Raw genomic sequence first — 25,323 nt, 5'->3', positions numbered from 1 at the left:
TGCAGGGCTTGGCCAAGTGGCATAAGTCTTGCGCGCGTCGGTTCAAGCCCAGGCTCGCAGGAGGCACGCCGTGTCGATCCATGTCGCATTGCACCATGTCACGCATTACCGCTATGAACGCGCCGTCGAGCTCGGTCCGCAGATCGTTCGCCTGCGTCCGGCGGCCCACAGTCGCACGCGGATTCTGTCCTATGCGCTGAAGGTCCAGCCCGAGCAGCATTTCATCAACTGGCAACAGGATCCCCAGGGTAACTACCTGGCGCGCCTGGTGTTCCCGGAGAAGACCGCGGAACTGCGCATCGAGGTCGACCTGGTCGCCGAGATGGCGGTGTTCAATCCGTTCGACTTTTTCCTCGAGCCCTACGCCGAGAAGATCCCGTTCACCTACGCCGCCGATGAAAAGCACGAGCTGTCGCCTTACCTGGAAAAGCTGCCGCTGACGCCCAAGTTCAAGGCCTACCTGGACGGCATCGATCGTACGCCGCTGCCCAGCGTGGATTTCCTGGTGGCCCTCAACCAGCGCCTGAGCGAAGACATCGGCTACCTGATCCGCATGGAGCCCGGCGTACAGACGCCCGAGCAGACCCTCGACAACGCCTCCGGCTCCTGCCGCGACTCGGCCTGGCTGTTGGTGCAACTGCTGCGTCACCTCGGGCTGGCGGCGCGCTTCGTCTCCGGCTACCTGATCCAGCTCACCGCCGACGTGAAAGCCCTCGACGGTCCTTCCGGCACCGAGGTCGACTTCACCGACCTGCACGCCTGGTGCGAAGTCTATCTGCCGGGTGCCGGCTGGATCGGCCTGGACGCCACCTCCGGGCTGTTCGCCGGCGAAGGGCATATTCCGTTGGCCTGCAGTCCCGATCCCTCGTCAGCGGCGCCGATCAGTGGCCTGGTGGAACCCTGCGAGTGTGAATTCAGCCACGAGATGTCGGTGGAGCGGATCTGGGAGGCGCCGCGCGTCACCAAGCCCTACACCGAGGAGCAATGGCTGGCGATCCAGGCCCTGGGTCGGCAGATCGATGCCGACCTGCTCGCCGGCGATGTCCGACTGACCATGGGCGGCGAGCCGACCTTCGTCTCCATCGACGACCCGGACGGCGCCGAGTGGAACACCGCCGCTCTTGGCCCGAACAAGCGTCGACTGTCCGCCGAACTGTTCCAGCGCCTGCGCAAGCGTTATGCCCCCCAAGGCCTGGTGCATTTCGGCCAGGGCAAGTGGTACCCGGGCGAGCAGTTGCCGCGCTGGTCGCTCAATAGCTACTGGCGCCGCGACGGCGTGCCGATCTGGCACAACAGTGCGCTGATCGCCGATGAGCAGGAAGACTACGGCGCCGACGGCGAAATGGCCGGGCGTTTTCTGGCGAGTGTCGCCGAGCGTCTGAAGCTGCCGACACGCTTTGTCTTCCCGGCCTACGAGGACAACCTCTACTACCTCTGGCGCGAGGGGCAACTGCCGATCAACGTCAGCGCCGAAGACCCGCGCCTGGGCGACGAACTGGAGCGCGCCCGACTGCGCAAGGTGTTCTCCCAGGGCCTGGACAAGGTCATCGGCCAGGTATTGCCGCTGGCCCGCACCGCCGCCAATGATCGCTGGCAGAGCGGGCGCTGGTACCTGCGTGACAACCACTGCCGGCTGGTGCCGGGGGATTCGCCGCTGGGTTATCGCCTGCCGCTGGCCTCCCAGCCGTGGGTGACGGCGGCGGAGTATCCGTTCGTGCACCCGACGGATCCGAACCAGGAGTTGCCCGAACTGCCGGACACCGACGCACTCAAGGTTCACGGCGAGCCTGCGGTGAGTGAAGAGCGGGTGCCGCAGATCGACGAGTCCGCCACCTGGCTGACCCGCACTGCCTTGTGCGCCGAGGCACGGGGCGGGCGCCTGTACCTGTTCATGCCACCGCTGGAGCGGACCGAAGACTATCTGGAACTGGTCAGCGCCATCGAGGCCACCGCCGAGGAGTTGCATTGCCCGGTGTTGCTGGAAGGCTACGAGCCACCCAGCGACGGCCGCCTGGCGAATTTCCGGATCACCCCGGACCCGGGCGTGATCGAGGTCAATGTGCAGCCGTCCGCCAGTTGGGACGAACTGGTGGAGCGCACCGAGTTCCTCTACGAGGAAGCGCGCCAGACCCGCCTGACCACCGAGAAATTCATGATCGACGGGCGCCATACCGGCACCGGCGGCGGCAACCACTTTGTCCTCGGTGGCGCGACGCCGGCGGACTCGCCGTTCCTGCGCCGTCCGGACCTGCTGCGCAGCCTGATCAGCTACTGGCATAACCACCCGTCGCTGTCCTACCTGTTCTCCGGGCTGTTCATCGGCCCGACGTCCCAGGCCCCAAGGGTCGACGAGGCGCGCAACGACTCGCTGTACGAGCTGGAAATCGCCTTTGCGCAGATGCCGCAACCGGGTGAGGAATGTCCGCCCTGGCTGGTGGATCGCCTGTTGCGCAACCTGCTGATCGACGTGACCGGCAACACCCACCGCGCCGAGTTCTGCATCGACAAGCTCTATTCGCCGGACGGCGCCACGGGTCGCCTGGGCCTGCTGGAGCTGCGTGCCTTTGAGATGCCGCCCCACGCGCGCATGAGCCTGACCCAGCAACTGCTGTTGCGGGCGCTGGTGGCGCGGTTCTGGCGCGAGCCCTATGCGCCGCCCAAGCTGGCGCGCTGGGGCACCGAATTGCACGACCGCTTCCTGTTGCCGCACTTTATCGAGCAGGATTTCGCCGACGTGATCGTCGACCTCAACGCCGCCGGCTATGCCTTGCGCGCCGAATGGTTCGCCGCGCACCTGGAGTTCCGCTTCCCGAAAGTCGGCGACTACGCGGTCAACGGCATCGAGCTGGAAGTGCGCCAGGCGCTGGAGCCCTGGCATGTGCTGGGCGAGGAGGGCGCGGTCGGCGGCACGGTACGCTATGTGGATTCGTCCCTGGAGCGCCTGCAGGTCAAGTTGACGGGCCTGGCCCCCAGCGTTACCTGCTGACCTGCAACGGCGTGGCGGTACCGCTGCAACCTACCGGGCGGGTCGGCGAATTCGTCGCCGGCGTGCGTTATCGCGCCTGGCAACCGGCCAACTGCCTGCAACCGACCATCCCGGTGCACGCGCCGCTGGTGTTCGACCTGCTCGACACCTGGATGCAGCGCTCCCTCGGTGGTTGCCAGTACCACGTGGCTCATCCGGGCGGGCGTAACTACGAGACCTTGCCGGTGAACGCCAACGAGGCGGAGAGCCGGCGCATGGCGCGGTTCTTCCGCCTCGGCCACAGCCCCGGCGCGCTACCGATCCCGCCGTTGAGGATCAATGACGAACTGCCGATGACGTTGGACCTGCGACATACATAAATCGGACAGGGCGCACGGAGTTTTCGCGTATCCGTGCGTCATCTGTCTGCGTTAACCTGATTGCCCTTGCCGTCTGCCGAGCTTTCCATGCCCGACCTGCTTGACCGCTACCCGCTGACAGCGGGGACCTATCACGAACTGCTGGACGACAGCGGCGCTGTGCGTGTCCATTGGCAGCCGCTGTTCGAGCAGTTGCAGCGCAGCACGCCGGGGCAACTGGCCCAGCGCCAGGCCCTGCTGGCCCGGCAGATCCAGGAAAACGGCGTGACCTACAACGTCTACGCCGATCCCAAGGGCGCCGACCGGCCCTGGGAGCTCGACCTGCTGCCGCATATCATCCCCGCCGACGAATGGCAGCGGGTGGCGGCGGGCATTGCCCAACGGGCACGGCTGCTGAATGCGGTGCTGGCCGATCTCTATGGCCCGCAGACCCTGGTTCGCGACGGCCTGTTGCCCGCCGAGCTGGTCTTCGGTCACAACAACTTCCTCTGGCCTTGCCAAGGCATCCAGCCGCCGGCCGAGACCTTCCTGCACCTGTTCGCCGTGGACCTGGCGCGCACGCCAGACGGCCGCTGGTGGGTCACGGCGGATCGGACCCAGGCACCGTCCGGGGCCGGTTACGCCCTGGAAAACCGCACCATCGTGTCGCGGGCCTTTCCCGACCTGTACCGCGACCTGCGGGTGCATCACCTGGCCGGGTTCTTCCGTACCCTGCAGGAAACCCTGGTGCGCCAGGCCCCGAGCGATGCCGAGGCGCCGCTGGTGGTGTTGCTGACCCCGGGCCGCTTCAACGAAAGTTATTTCGAACACCTCTACCTGGCGCGCCAGCTGGGTTATCCGCTGGTGGAAGGCGGCGACCTGACGGTGCGTGACGCCACGGTCTACCTCAAGACCCTGAGTGGCTTGCAGCGGGTGCACGCGATCATGCGCCGGCTCGACGACGACTTCTGCGATCCGCTGGAGCTGCGCACCGACTCGGCCCTCGGCGTGCCCGGCCTGCTGGAGGCGGTGCGCCAGGGCCGGGTGCTGGTGGCCAATGCCTTGGGCAGCGGCGTGCTGGAGTCTCCCGGCCTGCTGGGCTTCCTGCCGAAGATCAACCAGCACCTGTTCGGCGAAGAGCTGATCCTGCCGTCCATCGCCACCTGGTGGTGCGGCGAGCCGCCGGTGCTGGCCCAGGCCCTGGAGAAACTGCCGGAGCTGCTGATCAAGCCGGCGTTCCCGTCGCAAAGCTTTGTCCCGGTGTTCGGCCGCGACCTCGATGTCGAACAACGCCAGGCCCTGGCCGAGCGCATGCGCGCCCGGCCCTACGCCTATGTCGCCCAGGAGCTGGCGCAGTTGTCCCAGGCGCCGGTCTGGCAAGCCGAGGAAGGCACCCTGCAACCCCGGGCCATCGGCATGCGCGTGTATGCCGTGGCCAGCGCCGACGGTTACCGGGTGTTGCCGGGTGGCCTGACGCGGGTGGCGGCCGAGGCCGACGCCGAAGTGGTGTCGATGCAGCGTGGCGGTGCCAGCAAGGACACCTGGGTACTCAGCGAGCGCATGCCCAGCGGCGAGCAATGGCGCACCCAGCGTTCCCTCGGGGTGCGCGACCTGGTGCGGCGCGATCCCTACCTGCCGTCGCGGGTGGTGGAAAACCTGTTCTGGTTCGGCCGCTACTGCGAGCGTTGCGACGACAGCGCGCGCTTGTTGCGGATCATGCTGGCCCGTTATGTCGACGGCGACGACCCCCAGGCCTTGCAGGCGGCGGTGGAGCTCGGTGAAAGCCTGATGCTGCTGCCGGAGGAGGGCGAACTGCCGGAGCGCCTGCTGGCGGCGCTGCTCGGCGACGACTGGCCGTTCAGCCTGCGGGCCAACCTGCAGCGCTTGCAGTGGGCGGCGTCCCAGGTGCGCGGCAAGCTGTCGCGGGAAAACTGGCAGGCGCTGGTGGAGCTGCAACGCGAAGCCCTGAGCCTGGAAAGCGAAGACCCGAACTTCGGCGAACTGCTGGATTTCCTCAACCGCCTGGTCATGTCCCTGGCGGCCTTGTCCGGCTTCGCCCTGGACGACATGACCCGCGACGAGGGCTGGCGCTTCCTGATGATCGGTCGGCGCATCGAGCGCCTGCAGTTTCTCAGCAGCAGCCTGGCGGCCTTCCTGCGCGGCATCGCGGTGTTCGACCAGGCCGGGCTGGCGTGGCTGCTGGAGCTGGGCAACAGCAGCATCACCTACCGTTCGCGTTACCTGGCGGTGCCGCAATTGATCCCGGTGCTCGACCTGTTGCTGCTGGATGAGCAGAACCCCCATGCCGTGCTGTTCCAGCTGAAGCTGGTGAGCCGCACCTTGCGCCGTTTGAACGATGACTTCGGTGTCCCGCGTGAATCGGGCCTGAACCAGCTGGTCGAGCGCCTGGGGCGTTTCGATCTGGGCAACCTGGAAAGCGCCTTGTTCGGCGACACCGGCGTGCGCGACGTGCTCGACGGTCTGGCGGACCTGTTGCAGGAAGTCGCCGATGCCAGCGGCCAGGTGTCCGACCGCCTGGCCTTGCGGCATTTCGCCCATGTCGACGATATCAGCCAGCAGACGGTGTCCGTGTGATGAGTGCCCTCTACCAGATTTTCCACGATACCCATTACCACTACGACAGTCCGGTGTCCCTGGCCCAGCAGCTTGCGCACCTGTGGCCGCGCCCCTGCGCCTGGCAAGTGTGCAGCGAGCAGTCGTTGCAGATCAGCCCCGAGCCGACCAGCCGCCGCGATGAGCAGGATGTATTCGGCAACCCGTTGACCCGGCTGGCGTTCGAGCGTCCCCATGACGAGCTGCTGGTCAATGCCTGGCTGAATGTGGAAGTGCTGGCGCGCCCCGTGGTGGATTTCAACCTGTCCACGGCCTGGGATGACACCCGCAATGCCTTGACCTACAGCGGCCAGGCGTTGAATCCGGCGCTTCTCGAAGCGTGCCGTTATCGCTTCGAATCACCCTATGTGCATTTGAAGAAAAGCTTCGTCGAGTTTTCCGAGAGCTGTTTCCCCGTCGGACGCCCTGTGTTGGCGGGGGCCCAGGCGCTGATGGAGAAGATTTTCAGCGAGTTCACCTTCGATGCCGAAGCGACCCAGGTCGCCACGCCTCTTGTGGAGGTGCTGGAGCGACGGCGCGGCGTCTGCCAGGACTTCGCCCACCTGATGCTCGCCTGCCTGCGCTCGCGGGGTCTGGCGGCGCGCTATGTCAGCGGTTACCTGCTGACCCAGCCGCCGCCCGGCCAGCCGCGGATGATTGGCGCCGATGCTTCCCATGCCTGGGTCTCGGTATTCTGCCCGGTGTCGGGCTGGGTGGATTTCGATCCGACCAACAACGTGCAGCCGGCTCTGGAGCACATCACCCTGGCCTGGGGCCGGGATTTCTCCGATGTGTCGCCGCTGCGAGGGGTGATCCTGGGCGGCGGCAGCCATGACCCGGAAGTGCGGGTCACGGTGATGCCGATGGGCGATGTGGGGCGCCCGGTCAATTAAGCCGGTTCCCCACAGGTACCGCTGGCACCGCAAGCGTAAGCGGCGAACAGGCTTTGCAACAGGTTGTTGAGAGACATGGCGGACGCTCCGTTGAGTGAGAACGTCCTCATGTTAGAGGGCAGCGGTTCGTCTGGCTGGTTGATTGTATCCATCGAGGCGATAGCTTAGGATTGTATACAATCTGTTGATGCAGATCAGGAGAACTGAGCTAGATTTCAGGCAGTCTCCCCGTTTGATCCCTTGATTTTCATACCCTGCCTTGGAGATTCACCATGTTCGCCAAAGTTGTTGCGGTATCCCTGTTGGCCCTCGCCAGTGGCCAGTTGCTTGCCGCCGAATGCAAGGTCGATGTCGACTCCACCGATCAGATGTCCTTCACCACCAAGGAAATCAGCATCGACAAGAGCTGCAAGACCTTCACCGTGAACCTGACGCATGCCGGCAGCCTGCCGAAGAACGTCATGGGGCATAACTGGGTGCTGAGCAAGGCCGACGACATGGCCGGGATCGCGGCTGACGGCATGGCCGCCGGTATCGACAAGAACTACCTGAAGGACGGCGACACCCGCATCATCGCCCATACCAAGATCATCGGTGCCGGTGAAAAGGATTCGGTCACCTTCGACGTGTCGAAACTGTCGGCCAGCGAGAGCTACATGTTCTTCTGCTCGTTCCCGGGCCACAACTCGCTGATGAAGGGCGCGGTCGTTCTCAAGTAACCCGCCGTCGACCCTGACCCCAACGACCGGGGTCAGGGTTGCTCGTTCATTTTCAGGTTCAGGCGAATACGTTTGCCTTGCAGGTCCTCCAGGCTCAGGGTGCCGCCCAGTTTGGAGGGCTTGCGATTACCACCGATCACGCGCCCCTGGTCGTCCAGCGCATGGCAGGTGAGTACCTGTCCCGGTCCGACGAGGGCATCGGGGTCGATGATCTCCCAATCGCACAAACCCTCATACTGTTTTTCCCCCGAGCTCGGAAAGCCCGACACGCCCGGCCGCAGGTTGTCGCGCACGGCAATCGAACCGCTGTGGGAGATGCTGCGATTGAGGTTGTCAGCCCCGTAAAGCGCTTCGGTCTCGAAGCTCACTTCACTCAGATACAGTTTGCAGTCAGGCAATTCGTAGCCCAGGGGCACCTTGAAGTTGGAACTGTGGGGTGTTTCTACGAGGGGCGTGTTGAAGTGCAGCACCGTGGGCTGATAGGGGCAGCCGATCTGGTTGGCTTTCGGGATGTAGTGGGCGCTGGCCTGCAACGCCGTGCGCGCCGGCATCTGGGTGACCAGTGAAAAATGCGCCGCGCTGGGATGGCCGGCGACGGGGTTGTCGGGGGTGCTGGCGGCGGTGGCGACCCAGCAGACCACCCCGAGCGCTCCGAGCAGCGGAAACGACCAGGGGCGCCGAAGCAAGGGTTGCGCTTGCAGCCTGGGGTATTTGCGATTGAGCAGCATCGGATGGGGTCCCTGCCAACTAGATTCGGCGAAGACTGCCCAGTGACCGATGCTGCCTCAAGCGTTGCACGGAAAAATAGACGTTTCCTACGGCATTCCCGCCGCACGAGTCATGGCGCGAATGGCATCTCGCGCTTGTGATGGGTCTTTTCGTAGGTCCGGCAGATGATATCGAAGGCTTCCTGGCGTACCGGCTCGCCGTGCAGGAAGGCATCGATCTCGGCATAGGTCACGCCGTGGGAGGCTTCGTCCGGCTTGCCGGGTGCCAGGTCCTCGAGGTCGGCGGTCGGTATCTTTTCCACCAGGAACTCCGGGGCGCCGAAGTGGCGGGCGATGGCCCGGACCTGGTTTTTCACCAGTCCGCTCAGGGGCGCCAGGTCGCAGGCGCCGTCACCGAACTTGGTGAAGAAGCCCATCACCGCTTCCGCCGCGTGATCGGTGCCGATCACCAGGCCATGGGCGGCGCCGGCGATGGTGTACTGCGCGACCATGCGGATGCGCGCCTTGGTATTGCCGAGGACGAAATCCTTCGCCACCGCGGCCTTGCCTTCGAACGCCGCGACCTCGGCGGCCAGCGACTTGACCGCCGGGCCGATGTTCACCGTATGGCGCTCGTCGGGGGCGATGAAGTCCACCGAGGCCTGGGCTTCGTGTTCGTCGAACTGGGTCTCGTACGGCAGGCGCACTGCAATGAAGCGGTAGTCCATATTGCCGGTGCGCTCGCGCAGCTCACGCATGGCGCGTTGCGCCAGCAGGCCGGCGGTCAGCGAGTCGACGCCGCCGCTGATGCCCAGTACCAGGGTCTTGAGCCCGGAGCTCAGCAGGCAATCCTGGATAAAGGCGATCCGGCGCGCCACTTCGGCTTCCAGGACGGCCTGGTCGGCGAACGGTGGCTGGACCTTGAGCTGTTCAGCAATCTGGCGCTGTACGGCTTGCATGATTCACTCCTTGCGGGATGGGTCTGGAACAGGTTGATCGGAGCCGGGGACGCGTCAGTCCGTGACCTGGAAGACATGGCGCAGGTAGGCCACGAAATTCGGGTCCTTGCACTGGGCCTTGCCCGGCTCGTCGGAGATCTTCGCCACGGGCTGGCCGTTGCAGGCGGTCATTTTAAGCACGATGCTCATCGGTTCCACCCCCGCGATGTCACAGGTGAGGTTGGTACCGATGCCGAAGCTGACATTGATCCGACCGCGCAGCGCCCGGAATATCTCCAGGGCCTTGGGCAGATTGAGGCTGTCGGAGAACACCAGGGTCTTGCTCATCGGGTCGATGCCCAACTGGTGATAACGATTGATGCATTTTTCGGCCCAGGTGACCGGGTCGCCGGAGTCGTGGCGCAAGCCGTCGAAGAGTTTGGCGAAGTACAGGTCGAAATCCTTGAGGAAGGCATCGGTGGTGATGCAGTCGGTCAGGGCGATGCCGAGCAGGCCGCGGTATTCGCGGACCCAGCAGTCGAGCGCGGCGATCTGGCTGTCGATCAGGCGCGGGCCGAGTTGCTGGTGGGCCATGATCCACTCGTGGGCCATGGTGCCCAGGGGCTTCATGTCGAACTCACGTGCCAGGTGCACATTGCTGGTGCCGACGAAGCGCCCGGGGAAATCGTGCTTGAGCACGCCGACCACTTCTTCCTGGACCCGGTAGGAGAAGCGTCGGCGGGTGCCGAAATCGGCGACCTGCAGCTCGGCCAGTTCATCGCTGGAGGCGTTGGCGGTCAGCCAGTCGAACTTGCGGTACAGCTGTTCGCGGGCCTGGCTCAGCTGGGTTTCCTGGTAGCGATAGCGGTTGCGCACTTCACTGACGATGGCCAGCAGCGGCACTTCGAACAGGATCACATGCAGCCACGGACCGCGCAGGCGGATGAACAGCTCGCCGTTCTCGATCCCGGTGTGCACGTAGCGCAGGTTGAAGCGGAACAGGCCGAGGAAACGCAGGAAGTCCGGCTTGAGGAAGCTGATGCGCTCCAGGAAGCTCAGTTGGTCTGCGCTCAGGCTCAGTTCGGCGAGGCGCTCGATCTGGTAGCGGATTTCCGCCAGGTACGGACGCAGGTCTTCGCTGTTGCGGCAGCGGAAATCCCATTCGACTTCGACGTTGGGGTAGTTGTGCAGCACCGCCTGCATCATGGTCAGCTTGTAGAAGTCGGTGTCCAGCAGGTTCTGCACAATGCGATCGCCGAAGGCCTTATCGCTCATAACGGGTCTCTCCATGCCGGGCGCGCATTGCATCGGCATCCTGGCAGTTCTTGAATGAATGCCGCTAGTGGCGCATATCCGCGGGCCGTTTTACCAGCGATTTTTAGCAAGCAGCCCTGCCAGATCCACAGGGGATATCAGGTGATCAGGGGAGGGGAGCGAGCTGCTCCAGCATCCAGCCCACGAAATCCCGCACTTTTGGCACTTCCGCCGAATGCTCCGGGTACGCCAGGTAATAGGCATCCTGGCTGGGCATCGCATGGGGCCAGGCGATCACCAGCTTGCCCTCGACCAGTTCTTCCTCCACCAGGAACCTGGGCAGCAAGGCCACGCCACAGCCGACCTGCGCCGCCCGGATGCACATGTAGAACGTCTCGAAGCGCGGCCCGTGGTAACTGTGCTCGGTGTGATAGCCCTGGCTGTCGAACCAGTCGTGCCAGGCCTGGGGCCGCGAGGCGTTCTGCAGCAGGACCAGCTCGCTCAATTGTGTCGGATCGCTGAACGGGGTCTGCGGCAGGCAGCCCGGCGCGCACACCGCCACCAGCTCTTCACCGAACAGTTTCACGCACTCGGTGCCCGGTCGCGAACCCTGGCCGAAATAGAACGCCAGGTCGCTGCGGCCCTGCAACAGGTCGTCGGCCTCCCGTTCGCTGCACAGGTCCAGGTGGATGTGCGGGTGACGCAGGCGCCAACCCTTCAGTCGCGGCACCAGCCAGCGAGCGCCGAAAGTCGACGGTGTGGACACCCGCAGGACTTCGGTTTCACCGCCGTAGGAGCGCAGGTAATGGGTCGACATCTCCACCTGGGTCAGGATTTTTCGGACTTCCACCAGGTACAGATCCCCGGCCGGTGTCAGTTGCAGGCGCCGCCGTACCCGCCGAAACAGCAGGTGCTGCAACAGCTCCTCCAACTGCGCGACCTGTTTGCTCACGGCGCTCTGGGTCAGGTTCAGCTCTTCTGCCGCGCGGGTGAAGCTCAGGTGGCGGGTGACGGCCTCGAAACATTGCAGGGCCGTGATCGAGGGCAGGTGTCGTTTATTCAGCATGGACGGGCCTTTTTCCTGTGTCTTGCGCAGCATGAATAAATGGAATGATATCTCGCCTAATCGTCGTTTGTTGGCAAAGCTGAAGGCCGCTACAACTGGAGGTCTGAATCGTCGTGTTGTTTCGACTGAAGATTTCCGTTTTTCGCCTACAGGAGTGACCCCCATGGTTGCCGCATTGCTTGATCGTCTTGGTGTGAACCCGGCGCTGTATCAACAGGGCAAACAGCCCGTGCATTCGCCTATCGACGGCAGCCGCATTGCCGGCGTGAACTGGGAAGGCCCGGCCGAGGTCGAGCAGCAGGTCAGCCGTGCCGAGCATGCCTTCGAGGCCTGGCGCAAGGTGCCGGCCCCACGTCGTGGCGAACTGGTGCGCCAGTTCGGCGAAGTGCTGCGCGAATACAAGGCCGACCTCGGTGAGCTGGTCTCCTGGGAAGCCGGCAAGATCACCCAGGAAGGCCTGGGTGAAGTGCAGGAAATGATCGATATCTGCGACTTCGCCGTGGGCCTGTCGCGCCAGCTGTACGGCTTGACCATCGCCTCCGAGCGTCCGGGCCACCACATGCGTGAGTCCTGGCATCCGCTGGGCGTGGTCGGGGTGATCAGCGCGTTCAACTTCCCGGTCGCGGTCTGGGCCTGGAACACCGCCCTGGCGCTGGTCTGCGGCAACGCGGTGATCTGGAAACCGTCGGAAAAGACCCCGCTGACCGCGCTGGCCTGCCAGGCGCTGTTCGAGCGCGTGGTGAAGAACTTCAGCGATGCCCCCGAGTACCTGAGCCAGGTGATCATCGGCGGCCGTGATGCCGGTGCCGCGCTGGTGGATGACCCGCGCGTGGCGCTGATCAGCGCCACCGGCAGTACGCGCATGGGCCGTGAAGTGGCGCCGAAAGTCGCCGCGCGCTTTGCCCGCAGCATCCTCGAACTGGGCGGTAACAACGCGATGATCCTCGGCCCAAGCGCCGACCTGGACATGGCGGTACGGGCGATTCTGTTCAGCGCGGTGGGGACCGCCGGCCAGCGTTGCACCACTTTGCGGCGCCTGATTGCCCATGAATCGGTCAAGGCGGAGATCGTCACCCGCTTGAAAGCGGCCTATTCCAAGGTGCGTATCGGCCATCCGCTGGAAGGCAACCTGGTCGGTCCGCTGATCGACAAGCAGAGCTTCGAGAACATGCAGGATGCCCTGGAGCAGGCCCTGAGCGAAGGCGGCCGGGTGTTCGGCGGCGAGCGTCAGTTGCAGGACAAATTCCCGAATGCCTATTACGTGTCGCCGGCCATCGTCGAGATGCCGGAGCAGAGCGACGTGGTCTGCAACGAAACCTTTGCCCCGATCCTCTACGTGATCGGCTACAGCGAGTTCGCCGAAGCCCTGCGTTTGAACAATGCGGTACCGCAAGGCCTGTCCTCGTGCATCTTCACCACCGATGTGCGCGAGGCCGAGCAGTTCATGTCGGCGGTGGGCAGCGACTGTGGTATCGCCAATGTCAACATCGGCCCGAGCGGTGCGGAGATCGGCGGCGCCTTTGGCGGCGAGAAGGAAACCGGTGGCGGTCGCGAGTCGGGTTCGGACGCCTGGCGCGGCTACATGCGGCGCCAGACCAATACCGTGAACTACTCGCTGGAATTGCCGCTGGCCCAGGGCATCACCTTCGACTGAACAGGTTTCATTTTCGGAGTCTGGCAATGCCGTTACGCGAAGAATGTCTATGGGAAAAGCTGACGCCGCAGCGGCCTGAGGCACCGCCTTTCAAGGGCGAGCTGAAGGTCGATGTCTGCGTCATCGGCGCTGGTATCACCGGGCTCTCGGCCGCGATTCACCTGCGTGAGCAAGGCAAGAGCGTCTGTGTGCTGGAGGCCCATCGCACCGGCCACGGCGGTTCGGGGCGCAATGTGGGGCTGGTCAATGCCGGGATGTGGATTCCCCCGGACGAGATCGAGGCCGGTTTCGGCGAAGCGGTGGGCAGCCAGCTCAACCGCATGCTGGGGGCGGCGCCGGCCCTGGTGTTCAGCCTGGTGGACAAGCATGGCATCGATTGCCAGTTGCGCCGCGAAGGCACCTTGCACATGGCCCACAACGCCAAGGGCGAGGCCGATCTGCGCAGCCGTGAAGCCCAGTGGAAACGTCGCGGCGCACCGGTGGAGCTGCTGACCGGCAAGGATTGTGAGCTCGCCACCGGCACTCAAAAAATCGCCGCCGCCTTGCTCGACCGGCGTGCCGGCACCCTCAATCCCATGGCCTATACCTCGGGCCTGGCCAGGACCGCGTCGAGGCTCGGCGCACAATTGTTCGATCATTCACCGGTCACCCACCTGGAGCGCCAGGGCCAGCGCTGGTCGGTGCAGACCGCCGAAGGCGCGGTCAGTGCCGAACAGGTGGTGATGGCCTCCAATGCCTACACCGAAGGCGAATGGACCGAACTGCGGCGCAACTTCTTTCCGGGTTACTACTACCAGGTCGCCTCCACGCCGCTGACCGAAGAGGCTGCCCGACAGATCCTGCCGGGCGGGCAGGGCTCCTGGGACACCCGCCAGGTGCTCAGCAGCATTCGTCGCGACGCCGACGGCCGCCTGCTGCTGGGCAGCCTGGGCAATGGCAACCAGAAACCGGCGTGGTTCCTGCGGGCCTGGGCCGATCGGGTGCAACAGCACTATTTCCCTTACCTGAAAAAGGTCGATTGGGAGTGCACCTGGACCGGCTGTATCGCCTTTACCCCCGACCATCTGATGCGCCTGTTCGAACCGGCGCCCGGTTTGGTGGCAGTGACCGGGTACAACGGGCGGGGTGTGACCACGGGAACTGTGGTCGGCAAGGCGTTCGCCGACTACCTGTGTAACGGAAATCCTCAGGCCCTGCCGATCCCCTTCGCGCCCATGCGGCCGATCCCGGCGGTGGGCTTGCGCAGCGGTCTCTACGAGGCCGGGTTTTCGCTGTATCACGCGGGCCAGTGCCTGCGCATTATCATTTGATACAACAAAAATGCCGATTCGGACGGCGCTTTTGTCCGAGGCAGCTAGCCTGTTATGGTGCGCGATGTAGCAGTTGCGCACCGCGAGTGTGCACTTCGGTGACGCACGTTGTTACAGGGCGGTTGCACGCCCTTCGGCGCCATGGTTGCAATAGTGGCACCGACGGGTTGCGCCTTTTTTATAAAAAGGTTTCACCTTCCGCGGTTTAGACGGTTGCACGCCCAGTTAAAAAGGGCCCGAAACAGTCCATAAAACAATAAGACAGCGACTTTTTGCAGAACAAAAAACCTATGGCACGCCACTTGCTCTGAGCATTCAGTGAAGTCGCAGTGCCAACTAAAAAAACCTTGGAGCACCACCTCATGTCCCAGACGTTTTACAAGAAAGGCTTTGTAGCTCTCGCAGTGGCGGCTGCGTTGGGTGTTTCTGCGTTTGCCCAGGCTGATGTCAAGATCGGTGTCGCGGGTCCCATGACCGGTGCCAACGCGTCTTTCGGCGAGCAGTACATGAAAGGTGCACAAGCGGCGGCGGACGCGATCAACGCGGCCGGTGGCGTCAACGGCGAGAAGATCATCCTGGTCAAGGGCGATGACGCCTGCGAGCCGAAACAGGCCGTGTCGGTCGCCAAGAGCCTGACCCAGGATAAGGTTGCCGGCGTTGTCGGGCACTTCTGCTCCTCTTCCACCATCCCGGCTTCGGAGGTCTACGACGAAGCGGGCATCATCGCGATCACTCCGGGCTCCACCAACCCACAGGTGACCGAGCGTGGCCTGGGCGCGATGTTCCGTATGTGCGGTCGCGACGACCAGCAAGGCATCGTTGCCGGCAACTACATCGTCGATGTGCTCAAGGGCAAGAAGGTCGCGGTCATCCATGACAAGGACACCTACGGCCAAGGCCTGGCGGATGCCACCAAGGCCCAGTTGATCAAGCGCGGCGTGACCCCGGTGATCTACGAAGGCCTGACCCGTGGCGAGAAGGACTTCAGCGCCCTGGTCACCAAGATCCGTGCGGCCGGTGCCGACGTGGTCTACTTCGGCGGCCTGCATCCGGAAGCCGGTCCACTGGTCAAGCAGCTGCGTACCGAAGGCCTGAAAGACGTCAAGTTCATGTCCGATGACGGCATCGTCACCGACGAGCTTGTGACTACAGCGGGCGGCCCGCAATACGTCGACGGCGTGCTGATGACCTTCGGCGCCGACCCACGCCTGTTGCCGGACAGCAAGGCGGTCGTCGACCAGTTCCGCAAAGCGGGTTACGAGCCTGAAGGCTACACCCTCTACGCCTACGCCTCGGTACAAACCCTGGCCGCCGCTTTCAACGGTGCCAAGTCCAACAAGGGCGAAGACGCGGCCAAATGGCTGAAGGCACACCCGGTCAAGACCGTGATGGGCGAGAAGAACTGGGACGCCAAGGGCGACCTGAAGATCTCCGACTACGTGGTCTACCAGTGGGACAAGGACGGCAAATACCATCAGCTGGAAAAACAGAAGTGACATGAACGCCTGACCCGGTCGACGCCCCCGTGCGTCGGTCGGGCAGCGCCCGTTCGTGCAAGACCTGTCTTTTCTCGTAGAGCCGCACAGGGCTGTGCTGCGGCAGCGGCTGAACCCCGGTCTGTCGTGGTGCGTCCGCGTGCGGTCTCTCAAGTGCGTGAGATCGCGTTATGGATGGTATTTTCCTGCAGCAAATGGTCAATGGCCTGACCCTCGGGTCGGTCTATGGCCTGATCGCCATCGGCTACACAATGGTCTACGGCATCATCGGCATGATCAACTTCGCCCACGGCGAGGTTTACATGATTTCCGCTTACCTCGCGGCAATCAGTCTGGCTCTGCTGGCTTACTTCGGTATTGAATCCTTCCCGCTGCTGATGCTCGGTACGCTGGTTTTCACCATCATCGTCACCGGGGTGTATGGCTGGGTCATCGAACGCATCGCCTACAAACCCCTGCGCAACTCCACCCGGCTGGCGCCGCTGATCAGCGCCATCGGCATTTCGCTGATCCTGCAGAACTACGCGCAGATCGCCCAGGGTGCCAAGCAACAGGGCGTGCCGACGCTGCTCACCGGTGCCTGGCGCATCGATGTCGGCAGCGGTTTTGTCCAGCTCACCTACACCAAGGTCTTCATCCTGGTGGCCGCGTTTCTCGGCATGGGCATCCTGACCTACGTCATCAAGTACACCAAGTTGGGCCGCATGTGCCGCGCGACCCAGCAGGACCGCAAGATGGCCTCGATCCTCGGGATCAACACCGACCGGATCATTTCCTATGTGTTCATCATCGGCGCGGCCATGGCGGCCCTGGCCGGTGTCCTGATCACCATGAACTACGGCACCTTCGACTTCTACGCCGGCTTCGTCATCGGTATCAAGGCGTTCACCGCCGCGGTGCTCGGTGGTATCGGCTCGCTGCCGGGCGCCATGCTCGGCGGGATCATCCTGGGGATCTCCGAATCGCTGTTCTCCGGCCTGGTCAACTCGGATTACAAGGACGTGTTCAGCTTCTCGCTGTTGGTCCTGGTGCTGGTCTTTCGGCCGCAAGGCCTGTTGGGCCGTCCTCTTGTGTCGAAGGTGTAAGCAATGTCCTCAACCACTGAAAAATCGCTCGATATCAAAAAAAGCCTGGTTGACGCCATTCTTGCCGGCCTGGTCGCACTGATTGTCTTCGGCCCCATCGTCGGGGTCGTCCTGGAGGGCTACAGCTTCAACCTGCAACCCAGTCGCGTCGCCTGGCTGGTGGCTATCGTGATGCTCGGCCGCTTTGCCCTGAGCCTGTTCCTGCAGACGTCCAAGGGCCTGAGGATTCTCGAAGGCTTCGAGGTCACCGGTTCCGGCGTGCATGTGCTGGCGCCGGACTACAAGTCGCGCCTGCGCTGGATCATCCCGCTGATGATCGTGATTGCGCTGGTCTTTCCGGTGTTCGCCAACTCCTACCTGCTCGGGGTGGTGATCCTCGGCCTGATCTACGTTCTGCTCGGCCTGGGCCTGAACATCGTGGTGGGCCTCGCCGGCCTGCTGGACCTTGGCTACGTGGCGTTCTACGCCATCGGTGCCTATGGCCTGGCTCTGGGCTATCAATACCTGGGGCTGGGGTTCTGGACCGTACTGCCGCTGGCGGCCATCACCGCCGGGCTGGCGGGTTGCATCCTCGGCTTTCCGGTACTGCGCCTGCACGGCGACTACCTGGCCATCGTGACCCTGGGTTTCGGCGAGATCATTCGCCTGATCCTCAACAACTGGCTGTCGCTGACCGGCGGTCCGAACGGCATGCCGGCGCCGCTGCCGACTTTCTTCGGCCTGGAGTTCGGCAAGCGGGCGAAGGACGGCGGGATTCCCTTCCATGAGTTCTTCGGCATCGCCTACAACCCGGACGTGAAGTTCTATTTCATCTACGGCGTGCTGTTGGTGGTGGTACTGGCCGTGCTCTACATCAAGCATCGCCTGACCCGCATGCCGGTGGGGCGCGCCTGGGAGGCCTTGCGTGAAGATGAGATCGCCTGCCGCGCCATGGGCCTGAACCATGTGCTGGTGAAACTCTCGGCGTTCACCCTGGGGGCTTCGACCGCCGGTCTGGCCGGGGTGTTTTTCGCCACCTACCAAGGCTTCGTCAACCCGACGTCCTTCACCTTCTTCGAGTCGGCGCTGATCCTCGCCATCGTGGTCCTGGGCGGCATGGGGTCGACCATCGGCGTGGTGATGGCGGCCTTTGTCCTGACCGTGGCGCCGGAGTTGCTGCGCAGCTTCGCCGAGTACCGCGTGCTGCTGTTCGGCGTGTTGATGGTGTTGATGATGATCTGGCGGCCGCGTGGCCTGATCCGCATCAGCCGTACCGGGGTGACCCCGCGCAAGGGTGCCTTGGCTGGAGGGGCTCACCATGAGTAATGACATCGTTCTGAAAGTCGAAAAGCTGATGATGCACTTCGGGGGGATCAAGGCCCTCAGCGACGTCAGCCTGCAGGTCAAGCGCAACTCCATCTTTGCCCTGATCGGCCCCAACGGCGCGGGCAAGACCACGGTGTTCAACTGCCTGACCGGGTTCTACAAGGCCACCGGCGGCAAGATCGAACTCAATGTGCGCGACAAGCGCACCAACGTGATCCAGCTGCTGGGCGAGACCTTTCGCCTGAGCGATTTCCTTTCGCCGAAAACCTTTGCCGGCCGGCTCTACTACAAGATGTTCGGCGGCACCCATCTGGTGAACCGCGAGGGCCTGGCCCGGACCTTCCAGAACATTCGCCTGTTCAAGGAAATGTCGGTGGTGGAGAACCTGCTGGTGGCCCAGCACATGTGGGTCAACCGCAACATGCTCGCCGGTATCCTCAACACCAAGGGCTACCGCAAGGCGGAAAGCGACGCCCTGGACACCGCGTTCTACTGGCTGGAAGTGGTGGACCTGGCGGACTGCGCCAACCGCCTGGCCGGCGAACTGTCCTACGGCCAGCAACGCCGCCTGGAGATCGCCCGGGCCATGTGCACGCGGCCGCGGATCATCTGCCTCGACGAACCGGCGGCGGGCCTCAACCCGCAGGAAACCGAAGCGCTGAGCGCGATGATCCGGTTGCTGCGCGACGAGCACGACCTGACCGTGGTGCTGATCGAGCACGACATGGGCATGGTCATGAGCATTTCCGACCACATCGTGGTGCTGGACCATGGCAACGTGATTGCCGAGGGGGACCCGGAAGCCATCCGCAACGACCCGAAAGTGATTGCCGCCTACCTGGGTGCCGAAGAAGAGGAGCTGGTATGAAGAGTCAACCTATCCTCGAACTGAAGAACCTGGAAGTGTTCTACGGACCGATCCAGGCCCTGAAAAAGGTCTCGTTGCACATCAACGAAGGCGAAACCGTCAGCCTGATCGGCTCCAACGGCGCGGGCAAGTCGACGCTGCTGATGTCGATCTTCGGCCAGCCGCGGGCCGCCGCCGGGGAGATCATCTACCAGGGGGTCGACATTACCCACAAGTCGTCCCACTACATCGCCTCCAACGGTATCGCCCAGTCGCCGGAAGGTCGTCGGGTGTTCCCGGACATGACCGTGGAAGAGAACCTGCAGATGGGCACCATCCCCATTGGCGACCGGTTCGTCGACGAGGACATGCAGCGCATGTTCGAGTTGTTTCCGCGGCTCAAGGAGCGACGCAACCAGCGGGCCATGACCATGTCCGGCGGCGAGCAGCAGATGCTGGCCATTGCCCGGGCGCTGATGAGCCGGCCCAGGTTGCTGTTGCTGGATGAGCCGAGCCTGGGGCTGGCGCCGATCGTGGTGAAGCAGATCTTCGCCACCCTGCGCGAGCTGGCGGCCTCGGGCATGACCATCTTCCTGGTGGAGCAGAACGCCAACCATGCGCTGCGCCTGTCGGACCGGGCCTACGTGATGGTCAACGGCGAGATTCGCCTGAGCGGTAGTGGCAAGGAGCTGCTGGTCAACGAGGAGGTGCGTAACGCCTACCTGGGCGGGCATTGAGTGCCGTGACCTGATGCAGTCCCCTGAAACGCCCCGTGATCCTCGGATCCGGGGCGTTTTTTGATTGTCCACAGTGTCGACCCGAAATTGTGGAAAACCATCCACACAACCTGCCAAAGTGCGACATGAAACCGCTGCAAACGGTTGTTTTGTCATCGTTTTGACTTGTCCCCGTTTGCTGTGGAGGCGGCTGTGGGTAACGTGGGAGTAGCTGGCTGGAAGCCTTTTAAACCGTGGCTTGCAGAGCGTTGGTTGTTTTTTGATCGGTGCTGTTTTGCAACGCGCCGAGCGGTTTTGTCAACAGGTATATTGTCACGCCTTGCGCCTGGAAACCCCTCTGTACAGCCTGTGGATAACTCTGTGGGCAAACTCTGGAAACAACTCCCTGGGCAGCGTAATTACTGGCCTGGAGCCACTGAGCTGGAATCATCCACAGTGGCCTTTTCATCCCTGGCTGCACACCGCCTGTTCCGAGGTCAAGGGAAAACTTTTGAAATCGCGCTGAAAGCCTTGTCTACAGCGGAGTGGAGGGTTTTCGAGTTGCCCCCGGATACTGTGGACGGGGCTGTGGATAAGGTGCGTACATCAGGCTCCAGGCCACGTCTTGCCTGGCTTTGCTGCTGATGATCATTTTTTGTACAGGCGGCTGCCTGCAAGATTCCATTTCTTCGCTGGCCGGTGTTGAGGCATGCTTGCGCAACGACCGTATTCATTTCTGGTGGCCAGCGGGCCGAGCAAGGAGAACTCAATGACATCGACGTTGTTTATCACGGGCGCGACTTCCGGTTTTGGCGAGGCCTGTGCCCGTCGTTTTGCCGAGGCCGGCTGGAAGCTGGTGCTCACGGGCCGTCGCGAGGAGCGCCTGAAGGCCTTGTGCGCGGAGCTGTCGCAGCAGACCGAGGTGCATGGCCTGGTGTTGGATGTGCGCGACCGCAAGGCCATGGAAGCGGCCATCGCCAACCTGCCGCCGAGCTTCGCCACGCTGCGCGGGCTGATCAACAACGCGGGCCTGGCCCTGGGGGTCGATCCGGCGCCCAAGTGCGACCTGGACGATTGGGACACCATGGTCGACACCAACATCAAGGGCCTGATGTACAGCACCCGTCTGCTGTTGCCGCGCCTGATCGCCCATGGCCGTGGGGCGGGGATCGTCAACCTGGGTTCGATTGCCGGTAACTATCCGTATCCGGGCAGCCATGTCTATGGTGCGAGCAAGGCGTTCGTCAAGCAGTTCTCCCTGAACCTGCGCTGCGATTTGCAGGGCACGGGGGTACGGGTGACGAATATCGAGCCGGGCCTGTGTGAAAGCGAGTTCTCGCTGGTGCGCTTTGCCGGTGACCAGGCGCGTTACGATGCGACCTATGCCGGTGCCGAGCCGATCCAGCCGCAGGACATCGCCGAGACGATCTTCTGGGTGCTCAACACCCCGGCCCACGTCAACATCAACAGCCTCGAGCTGATGCCGGTGAGCCAGACCTGGAGCGGATTTGCCATCGAGCGTGACAAGGGCTGAGCCCCGGTTGAGGCTGAGCCCATTTTGTGGCTCAGCCGAAATAGGCGGCCAGGCCACTCAGGCAGGTTGCCAGGTGATAGGGCGTGGTCGACGGCATGTCCTCGCGGCTGACCGCCCCCGTCGCGTCCAGGCATTCGTACCAGCCGCCCTTGTGCATGAAGTGCTGTTGCAAGGCCTGTAGCTGACGCTGCAAGCGCGCCGAGTTATCCACACGCAAGGTCAGCGCCCGCAGGTATTCGGCCTGGGCCCAGATGCGTCGGGTGCCATCGCGCAGGGTGCCGTCGCTGTCGAGCATGGCGCTGACCGCGCCGCTTTGCGGGTCGACCCCCGACTGCTCGGCGAAGTCGAACGCGCGATCCAGCGATCCGTGCAGCGCGGTACCGCGCAGCAGGGGCGATGATTCCAGCAGGAACAGCCATTCGAACTGATGGCCCGGTTCGAACCAGTTATCCACAGCCCCCAGCGGTTTCTCCAGCATCACGCCGTGGCGGCGGTCGATAAAGCGTTGCTGCATGCCGGCGGCCAGGGCGAGCAGTGCGCCCTGGGTGACGGCATCTTCACGTACCGACAAGGTCGCCAGGAAGGCTTCGGCCAGGTGCATCAGCGGGTTCTGCAACGGCCCGCTGCCCAGCGGCGACCAGTCGCGATCCAGGCTGGCCTCATACAGACCGTCGCCGTTGGCGAAGCGCACCGCGATCACTTCCAGGGCGGCGTTGAGCACCGACTCCACCAGTGGCTCGCGCACCTTGGCCCAGTAATGGGCACAGGCGAAGAGAATGAACGCGTGGGTGTAGAGATCCTTGCGCGTGTCCAGCGGCGCGCCTTGCGGGTCGATGCTGTAGAACCAGCCGCCGTGCTCGGCATCGTGGAAATGCCGTTGCAGCGAGCGGAACAGCGCGCTGGCACGTTCGCCCGCGGCCGGGAAGGCGGCATCGCCCATCAGGCTGGAGAACAGATACAACTGCCGGGCGCAGGCCATGGCGCGATAGCGTTGTGGGGGCAGCGGCCGATGCTCGGCGTCCAGCGCCTCAACGGGCAGCGCCATGTCGGCGTTCCAGCCGGGGCCTTGCCACAGCGGTACGATGACCTGGCGGAAGTGGTCTTGCACGGTATTGAACAGCGCGTTCAATTCAGGCGTGGAGGCGGAGCTGGAAACATCGGGCATCGGCTGGCGTCGTCAGGGCAAGGGCGGTTGCGCGACATGTTAGCAGGCGGTAACGGACGATGCTGTTCCTTGTGGCGAGCCCGCTCGCCACAAAGTCCGGTTACCACTGGGGAAAATGCTCTAGCCCGCCAGCAACCACGCGCCGGTCGCCGCCGACGCTACACCGGCCAGTCGCACCAAGGGCGCGGCAGCGTGCGGCAACACCCGCACCACTCCATAACCCAGCGCATGCAGGGTTGCGGTCGCGACCACGAAACCGGTCGCGTAGGTCCATGGGCTCGACATGTCCGGCAGCTCAAGACCATGGGCCACACCGTGGAACAGGGCAAACAGCGCGGTCGCTGCCATCGCCACGGCCAAAGGTGGCCGTACCGCCAACGCCACGGCCAGGCCCAGGGCCAGGACCGAAGCGGCGATCCCGCTTTCCAGCGCCGGCAGCGCCAACCCCTCGAAACCCAACACCCCACCGATCAGCATGGTGGCGACAAAGGTACAGGGCAGCGCCCAGCGCGCAGTGCCTTGTTGCTGGGCCGCCCACAGGCCGACCGCAACCATTGCCAGCAAATGATCGATGCCACTGACCGGATGGCTGACGCCGGCGATCCAACCGCTGTCGCCATGGCCAGGGTGGGCGAAGGCGGCAGCGGGGGCGAGCAGCAAGGCGAGGGTGCCGAGGATTTTCTTCAAGGTCATGGAGAGGATTCCTGGTGGTTGAAAGAGGTGTGCCCGGTATCAGGCCGCCGTCAGCAGGCCCTGGCGCTCGATAAAGGCGATGATCGCCTCCAGGCCAAGCCCGGTCTTCTGGTTGCTGAAGACAAAGGGTTTGTCGCCGCGCATGCGTCGGGTGTCGCTGTCCATCATCTCCAGGGACGCGCCCACCAGCGGCGCCAGGTCGATCTTGTTGATCACCAGCAGGTCGGACTTGCAGATCCCCGGTCCGCCCTTGCGGGGCAGCTTGTCGCCGGCCGAGACATCGATCACGTAGATGGTCAGGTCGGAGAGTTCCGGGCTGAAGGTCGCCGAGAGGTTATCGCCGCCGGACTCCACCAGGATCAGGTCGAGCCCCGGGAAGCGGCGGTTCAACTGGTCCACCGCTTCGAGGTTGATCGAGGCGTCTTCGCGAATCGCGGTGTGCGGGCAGCCGCCGGTTTCCACGCCGATGATCCGCTCCGGGGCCAGGGCCTCGTTGCGGACCAGGAAGTCGGCGTCTTCGCGGGTGTAGATATCGTTGGTCACCACCGCCAGGTTGTAGCGGTCGCGCAGGGCCAGGCACAGGGCCAGGGTCAGGGCGGTCTTGCCGGAGCCCACCGGGCCGCCGATACCGACGCGCAGGGGTTGTGCGTTCATCATGCTCTCCTAGGAACGAAACAGGCGGCTGTACTGGCGCTCATGGGCCATGCACGCCAGGGACAGGCCGAAGGTGGCGCTGCCGATGGATTGAAGATCCTGGGCCGTGGCGGCTTGCTGGGCCTGTTGCAGCAGGGGCAGCAATTCGCTGGTCAGGCGCTGGGCGGCTTGCTGGCCCAGCGGCAGGGTTTTCATCAGCACGGCCAGTTGGTTTTCCAGCCAGCTCCAGAGCCAGGCGGCCAGGGCATCCTGGGGGGCGATCCGCCAGGCGCGGGCGGCCAGGGCCCAGCCCAGGGCCAGGTGGGGTTCGGCTTGCTGTGCAAGGAAGCTGCGGGCGGCGTCATCCAGCTCCGGCAGGCCGCCGAGCAATTGCTGTAGGGAATAGCCCATCTGCCGGCTTTCCTGATACAGCTCGCGGGTTTCGCGGCTGGCGCGGTGTTCCTCGCAGAGTTGTTTCAACCCGGCCCAGTCCTCGTCCTTTGCGGCGTGGCAATGGGCGAGCAGCAGCGGCGCTTCGAAGCGAGCCAGGTTGAGCAGTAGTTGATCGGCGATCCAGCGTCGGGCGCTGTCGGCGTCCTTGACCCGGGCCTGTTCCACGGCCATTTCCAGGCCCTGGGAGTAGCTGTAGCCGCCGATGGGCAGTTGTGGGCTGGCCAGGCGCAACAGCGCCCAGGCCGGGTTCATGGGCGCACACCGAACTGGTGCAGGCGCGGCGGGTAGTTGAAGTCTTCGTCGCCGTGGCGGGAGTGGTGGTGGCCGCCGCCGTAGGCACCGTGTTCCGGCTGGAAGGGGGCCTCGAGGGTTTCGGCGTGGGCACCGAGCTGTTCGAGCATGGCCTTGAGCACGTAGTCGTCGAGCAGTCGCAGCCAACCGTCGCCGACTTGCAGGGCGACATGGCGGTTGCCCAGATGGTAGGCGGCGCGGGTCAGTTCGAAGGCGTTGCGGCAGGTGACGTGCAGCAGCTGTTCGGGGCGTGCGCACACCCGCACGATGCGCCCGTCCTCGGCCTCCAGGCATTCACCGTCGTACAGCGGGGGCTGGCCGCGTTCGAGGAACAGTCCTACATCCTCGCCGTCGGCACTGAAACAGCGCAGGCGACTTTTGCTCCGGGCTTCGAAGTTCAGGTGCAGTTCGGCGGCCCAGGTGGATTGAGGTTCGATTCTGCGATGAATCACCAACATCAGGAGGCTTCCGGCAATGAGCGATGCTTGAGCTAGAGCAAGGGGCTTGCCAATCGCTCGCTACGTAGGAAAGCCCCGTCAGAAAACGCTTGGCGCCTGAAAAGGGAGCCTAGTCATGTTTCGAGATGTTTCAAGATGGTGCGCAAGTGGTATCGATGCGCTTTTGTGG

At 63.9% G+C, this 25,323-nt stretch carries 20 protein-coding genes and 1 pseudogene; 12 read left to right on the top strand and 9 right to left on the bottom strand.

From position 1 onward, the window contains the following. Positions 1-70: 70 nt before the first annotated feature. The 4 genes and pseudogenes from NUH87_RS14560 (at position 71) to azu (ending at position 7,549) form a co-directional block, all read left to right on the top strand. A pseudogene (locus NUH87_RS14560) lies at positions 71-3,345 on the top strand (DUF2126 domain-containing protein). A gap of 87 nt (positions 3,346-3,432) precedes the next feature. Next, positions 3,433-5,919: a circularly permuted type 2 ATP-grasp protein gene (locus NUH87_RS14555; RefSeq protein WP_338526555.1), complete on the top strand. Its 2,487-nt coding sequence runs from the start codon at positions 3,433-3,435 to the stop codon at positions 5,917-5,919. Further along, the gene (locus tag NUH87_RS14550) at positions 5,919-6,830 is read left to right on the top strand and encodes a transglutaminase family protein (RefSeq protein WP_338526554.1); all 912 of its coding nucleotides are present in this window, start codon (positions 5,919-5,921) and stop codon (positions 6,828-6,830) included. The genes NUH87_RS14555 and NUH87_RS14550 overlap by 1 nt, the downstream gene beginning before the upstream one ends. A gap of 272 nt (positions 6,831-7,102) precedes the next feature. Continuing rightward, positions 7,103-7,549 carry an azurin gene (azu, locus tag NUH87_RS14545; RefSeq protein ID WP_338526553.1) on the top strand — a complete coding sequence of 149 codons (447 nt, stop codon included), beginning with the start codon at positions 7,103-7,105 and terminating at the stop codon, positions 7,547-7,549. 32 nt (positions 7,550-7,581) lie between these two features. Here the strand turns inward: azu and NUH87_RS14540 are convergent, their stop codons facing one another. The 4 genes from NUH87_RS14540 to NUH87_RS14525 all read right to left on the bottom strand — a co-directional run bounded on the left by NUH87_RS14540 (position 7,582) and on the right by NUH87_RS14525 (position 11,514). Further along, positions 7,582-8,277 (bottom strand): hypothetical protein, encoded by a 696-nt coding sequence (locus tag NUH87_RS14540; protein ID WP_338526552.1) that lies wholly within the window; start codon positions 8,275-8,277, stop codon positions 7,582-7,584. Between the two features lie 110 nt (positions 8,278-8,387). Continuing rightward, the gene (gene nadE, locus NUH87_RS14535; protein WP_338526551.1) at positions 8,388-9,215 is read right to left on the bottom strand and encodes an ammonia-dependent NAD(+) synthetase; all 828 of its coding nucleotides are present in this window, start codon (positions 9,213-9,215) and stop codon (positions 8,388-8,390) included. Positions 9,216-9,269: 54 nt separating this feature from the next. Beyond that, positions 9,270-10,469, bottom strand: a complete 1,200-nt coding sequence (gene pncB, locus NUH87_RS14530; protein ID WP_338526549.1) for a nicotinate phosphoribosyltransferase — start codon at positions 10,467-10,469, stop codon at positions 9,270-9,272. Between the two features lie 145 nt (positions 10,470-10,614). Further along, positions 10,615-11,514 (bottom strand): LysR family transcriptional regulator, encoded by a 900-nt coding sequence (locus NUH87_RS14525; RefSeq protein ID WP_338526548.1) that lies wholly within the window; start codon positions 11,512-11,514, stop codon positions 10,615-10,617. Between the two features lie 163 nt (positions 11,515-11,677). On the opposite strand from NUH87_RS14525, the gene NUH87_RS14520 reads away from it, so the two are divergent. From NUH87_RS14520 to NUH87_RS14485, 8 genes are all read left to right on the top strand, one after another. Beyond that, the gene (locus tag NUH87_RS14520; RefSeq protein WP_040063873.1) at positions 11,678-13,168 is read left to right on the top strand and encodes an aldehyde dehydrogenase family protein; all 1,491 of its coding nucleotides are present in this window, start codon (positions 11,678-11,680) and stop codon (positions 13,166-13,168) included. A gap of 26 nt (positions 13,169-13,194) precedes the next feature. Continuing rightward, the gene (locus tag NUH87_RS14515; protein ID WP_040063874.1) at positions 13,195-14,478 is read left to right on the top strand and encodes an NAD(P)/FAD-dependent oxidoreductase; all 1,284 of its coding nucleotides are present in this window, start codon (positions 13,195-13,197) and stop codon (positions 14,476-14,478) included. A gap of 362 nt (positions 14,479-14,840) precedes the next feature. Continuing rightward, positions 14,841-15,974, top strand: a complete 1,134-nt coding sequence (locus tag NUH87_RS14510) for a branched-chain amino acid ABC transporter substrate-binding protein (protein WP_338526545.1) — start codon at positions 14,841-14,843, stop codon at positions 15,972-15,974. Between the two features lie 170 nt (positions 15,975-16,144). Further along, positions 16,145-17,059, top strand: a complete 915-nt coding sequence (locus NUH87_RS14505; RefSeq protein WP_040063876.1) for an ABC transporter permease subunit — start codon at positions 16,145-16,147, stop codon at positions 17,057-17,059. Between the two features lie 3 nt (positions 17,060-17,062). Then, positions 17,063-18,364 (top strand): high-affinity branched-chain amino acid ABC transporter permease LivM, encoded by a 1,302-nt coding sequence (gene livM, locus NUH87_RS14500; RefSeq protein WP_338526542.1) that lies wholly within the window; start codon positions 17,063-17,065, stop codon positions 18,362-18,364. Beyond that, on the top strand, positions 18,357-19,232 hold the full coding sequence (locus NUH87_RS14495) for an ABC transporter ATP-binding protein (protein ID WP_338526541.1): 876 nt from the start codon (positions 18,357-18,359) through the stop codon (positions 19,230-19,232). Before livM ends, NUH87_RS14495 begins: the two co-directional genes overlap by 8 nt. Beyond that, complete coding sequence (locus NUH87_RS14490) at positions 19,229-19,948, top strand: ABC transporter ATP-binding protein (protein WP_338526540.1); 720 nt, start codon at positions 19,229-19,231, stop codon at positions 19,946-19,948. The genes NUH87_RS14495 and NUH87_RS14490 overlap by 4 nt, the downstream gene beginning before the upstream one ends. 748 nt (positions 19,949-20,696) lie before the next feature. Further along, positions 20,697-21,461, top strand: a complete 765-nt coding sequence (locus NUH87_RS14485; RefSeq protein ID WP_040063882.1) for an SDR family oxidoreductase — start codon at positions 20,697-20,699, stop codon at positions 21,459-21,461. Between the two features lie 31 nt (positions 21,462-21,492). Here the strand turns inward: NUH87_RS14485 and NUH87_RS14480 are convergent, their stop codons facing one another. From NUH87_RS14480 to ureE, 5 genes are all read right to left on the bottom strand, one after another. Further along, complete coding sequence (locus tag NUH87_RS14480) at positions 21,493-22,626, bottom strand: AGE family epimerase/isomerase (protein ID WP_338526539.1); 1,134 nt, start codon at positions 22,624-22,626, stop codon at positions 21,493-21,495. 120 nt (positions 22,627-22,746) lie between these two features. Next, complete coding sequence (locus NUH87_RS14475) at positions 22,747-23,319, bottom strand: HupE/UreJ family protein (RefSeq protein WP_338526537.1); 573 nt, start codon at positions 23,317-23,319, stop codon at positions 22,747-22,749. Between the two features lie 39 nt (positions 23,320-23,358). Next, positions 23,359-23,973 (bottom strand): urease accessory protein UreG, encoded by a 615-nt coding sequence (gene ureG, locus NUH87_RS14470; protein WP_338526535.1) that lies wholly within the window; start codon positions 23,971-23,973, stop codon positions 23,359-23,361. A 9-nt stretch (positions 23,974-23,982) separates the two neighbouring features. Then, positions 23,983-24,657, bottom strand: a complete 675-nt coding sequence (locus NUH87_RS14465) for an urease accessory protein UreF (RefSeq protein WP_338526534.1) — start codon at positions 24,655-24,657, stop codon at positions 23,983-23,985. After that, complete coding sequence (gene ureE / locus NUH87_RS14460; protein WP_338526533.1) at positions 24,654-25,154, bottom strand: urease accessory protein UreE; 501 nt, start codon at positions 25,152-25,154, stop codon at positions 24,654-24,656. The genes NUH87_RS14465 and ureE overlap by 4 nt, the downstream gene beginning before the upstream one ends. Between the last annotated feature and the right edge of the window lie 169 nt (positions 25,155-25,323).

This window comes from Pseudomonas batumici (assembly GCF_036585405.1).
Lineage (GTDB): Bacteria > Pseudomonadota > Gammaproteobacteria > Pseudomonadales > Pseudomonadaceae > Aquipseudomonas > Aquipseudomonas batumici.
The sequence above is the reverse complement of the archived record's forward strand: the minus strand, read 5'-3'. Positions and strand labels throughout refer to the sequence as shown.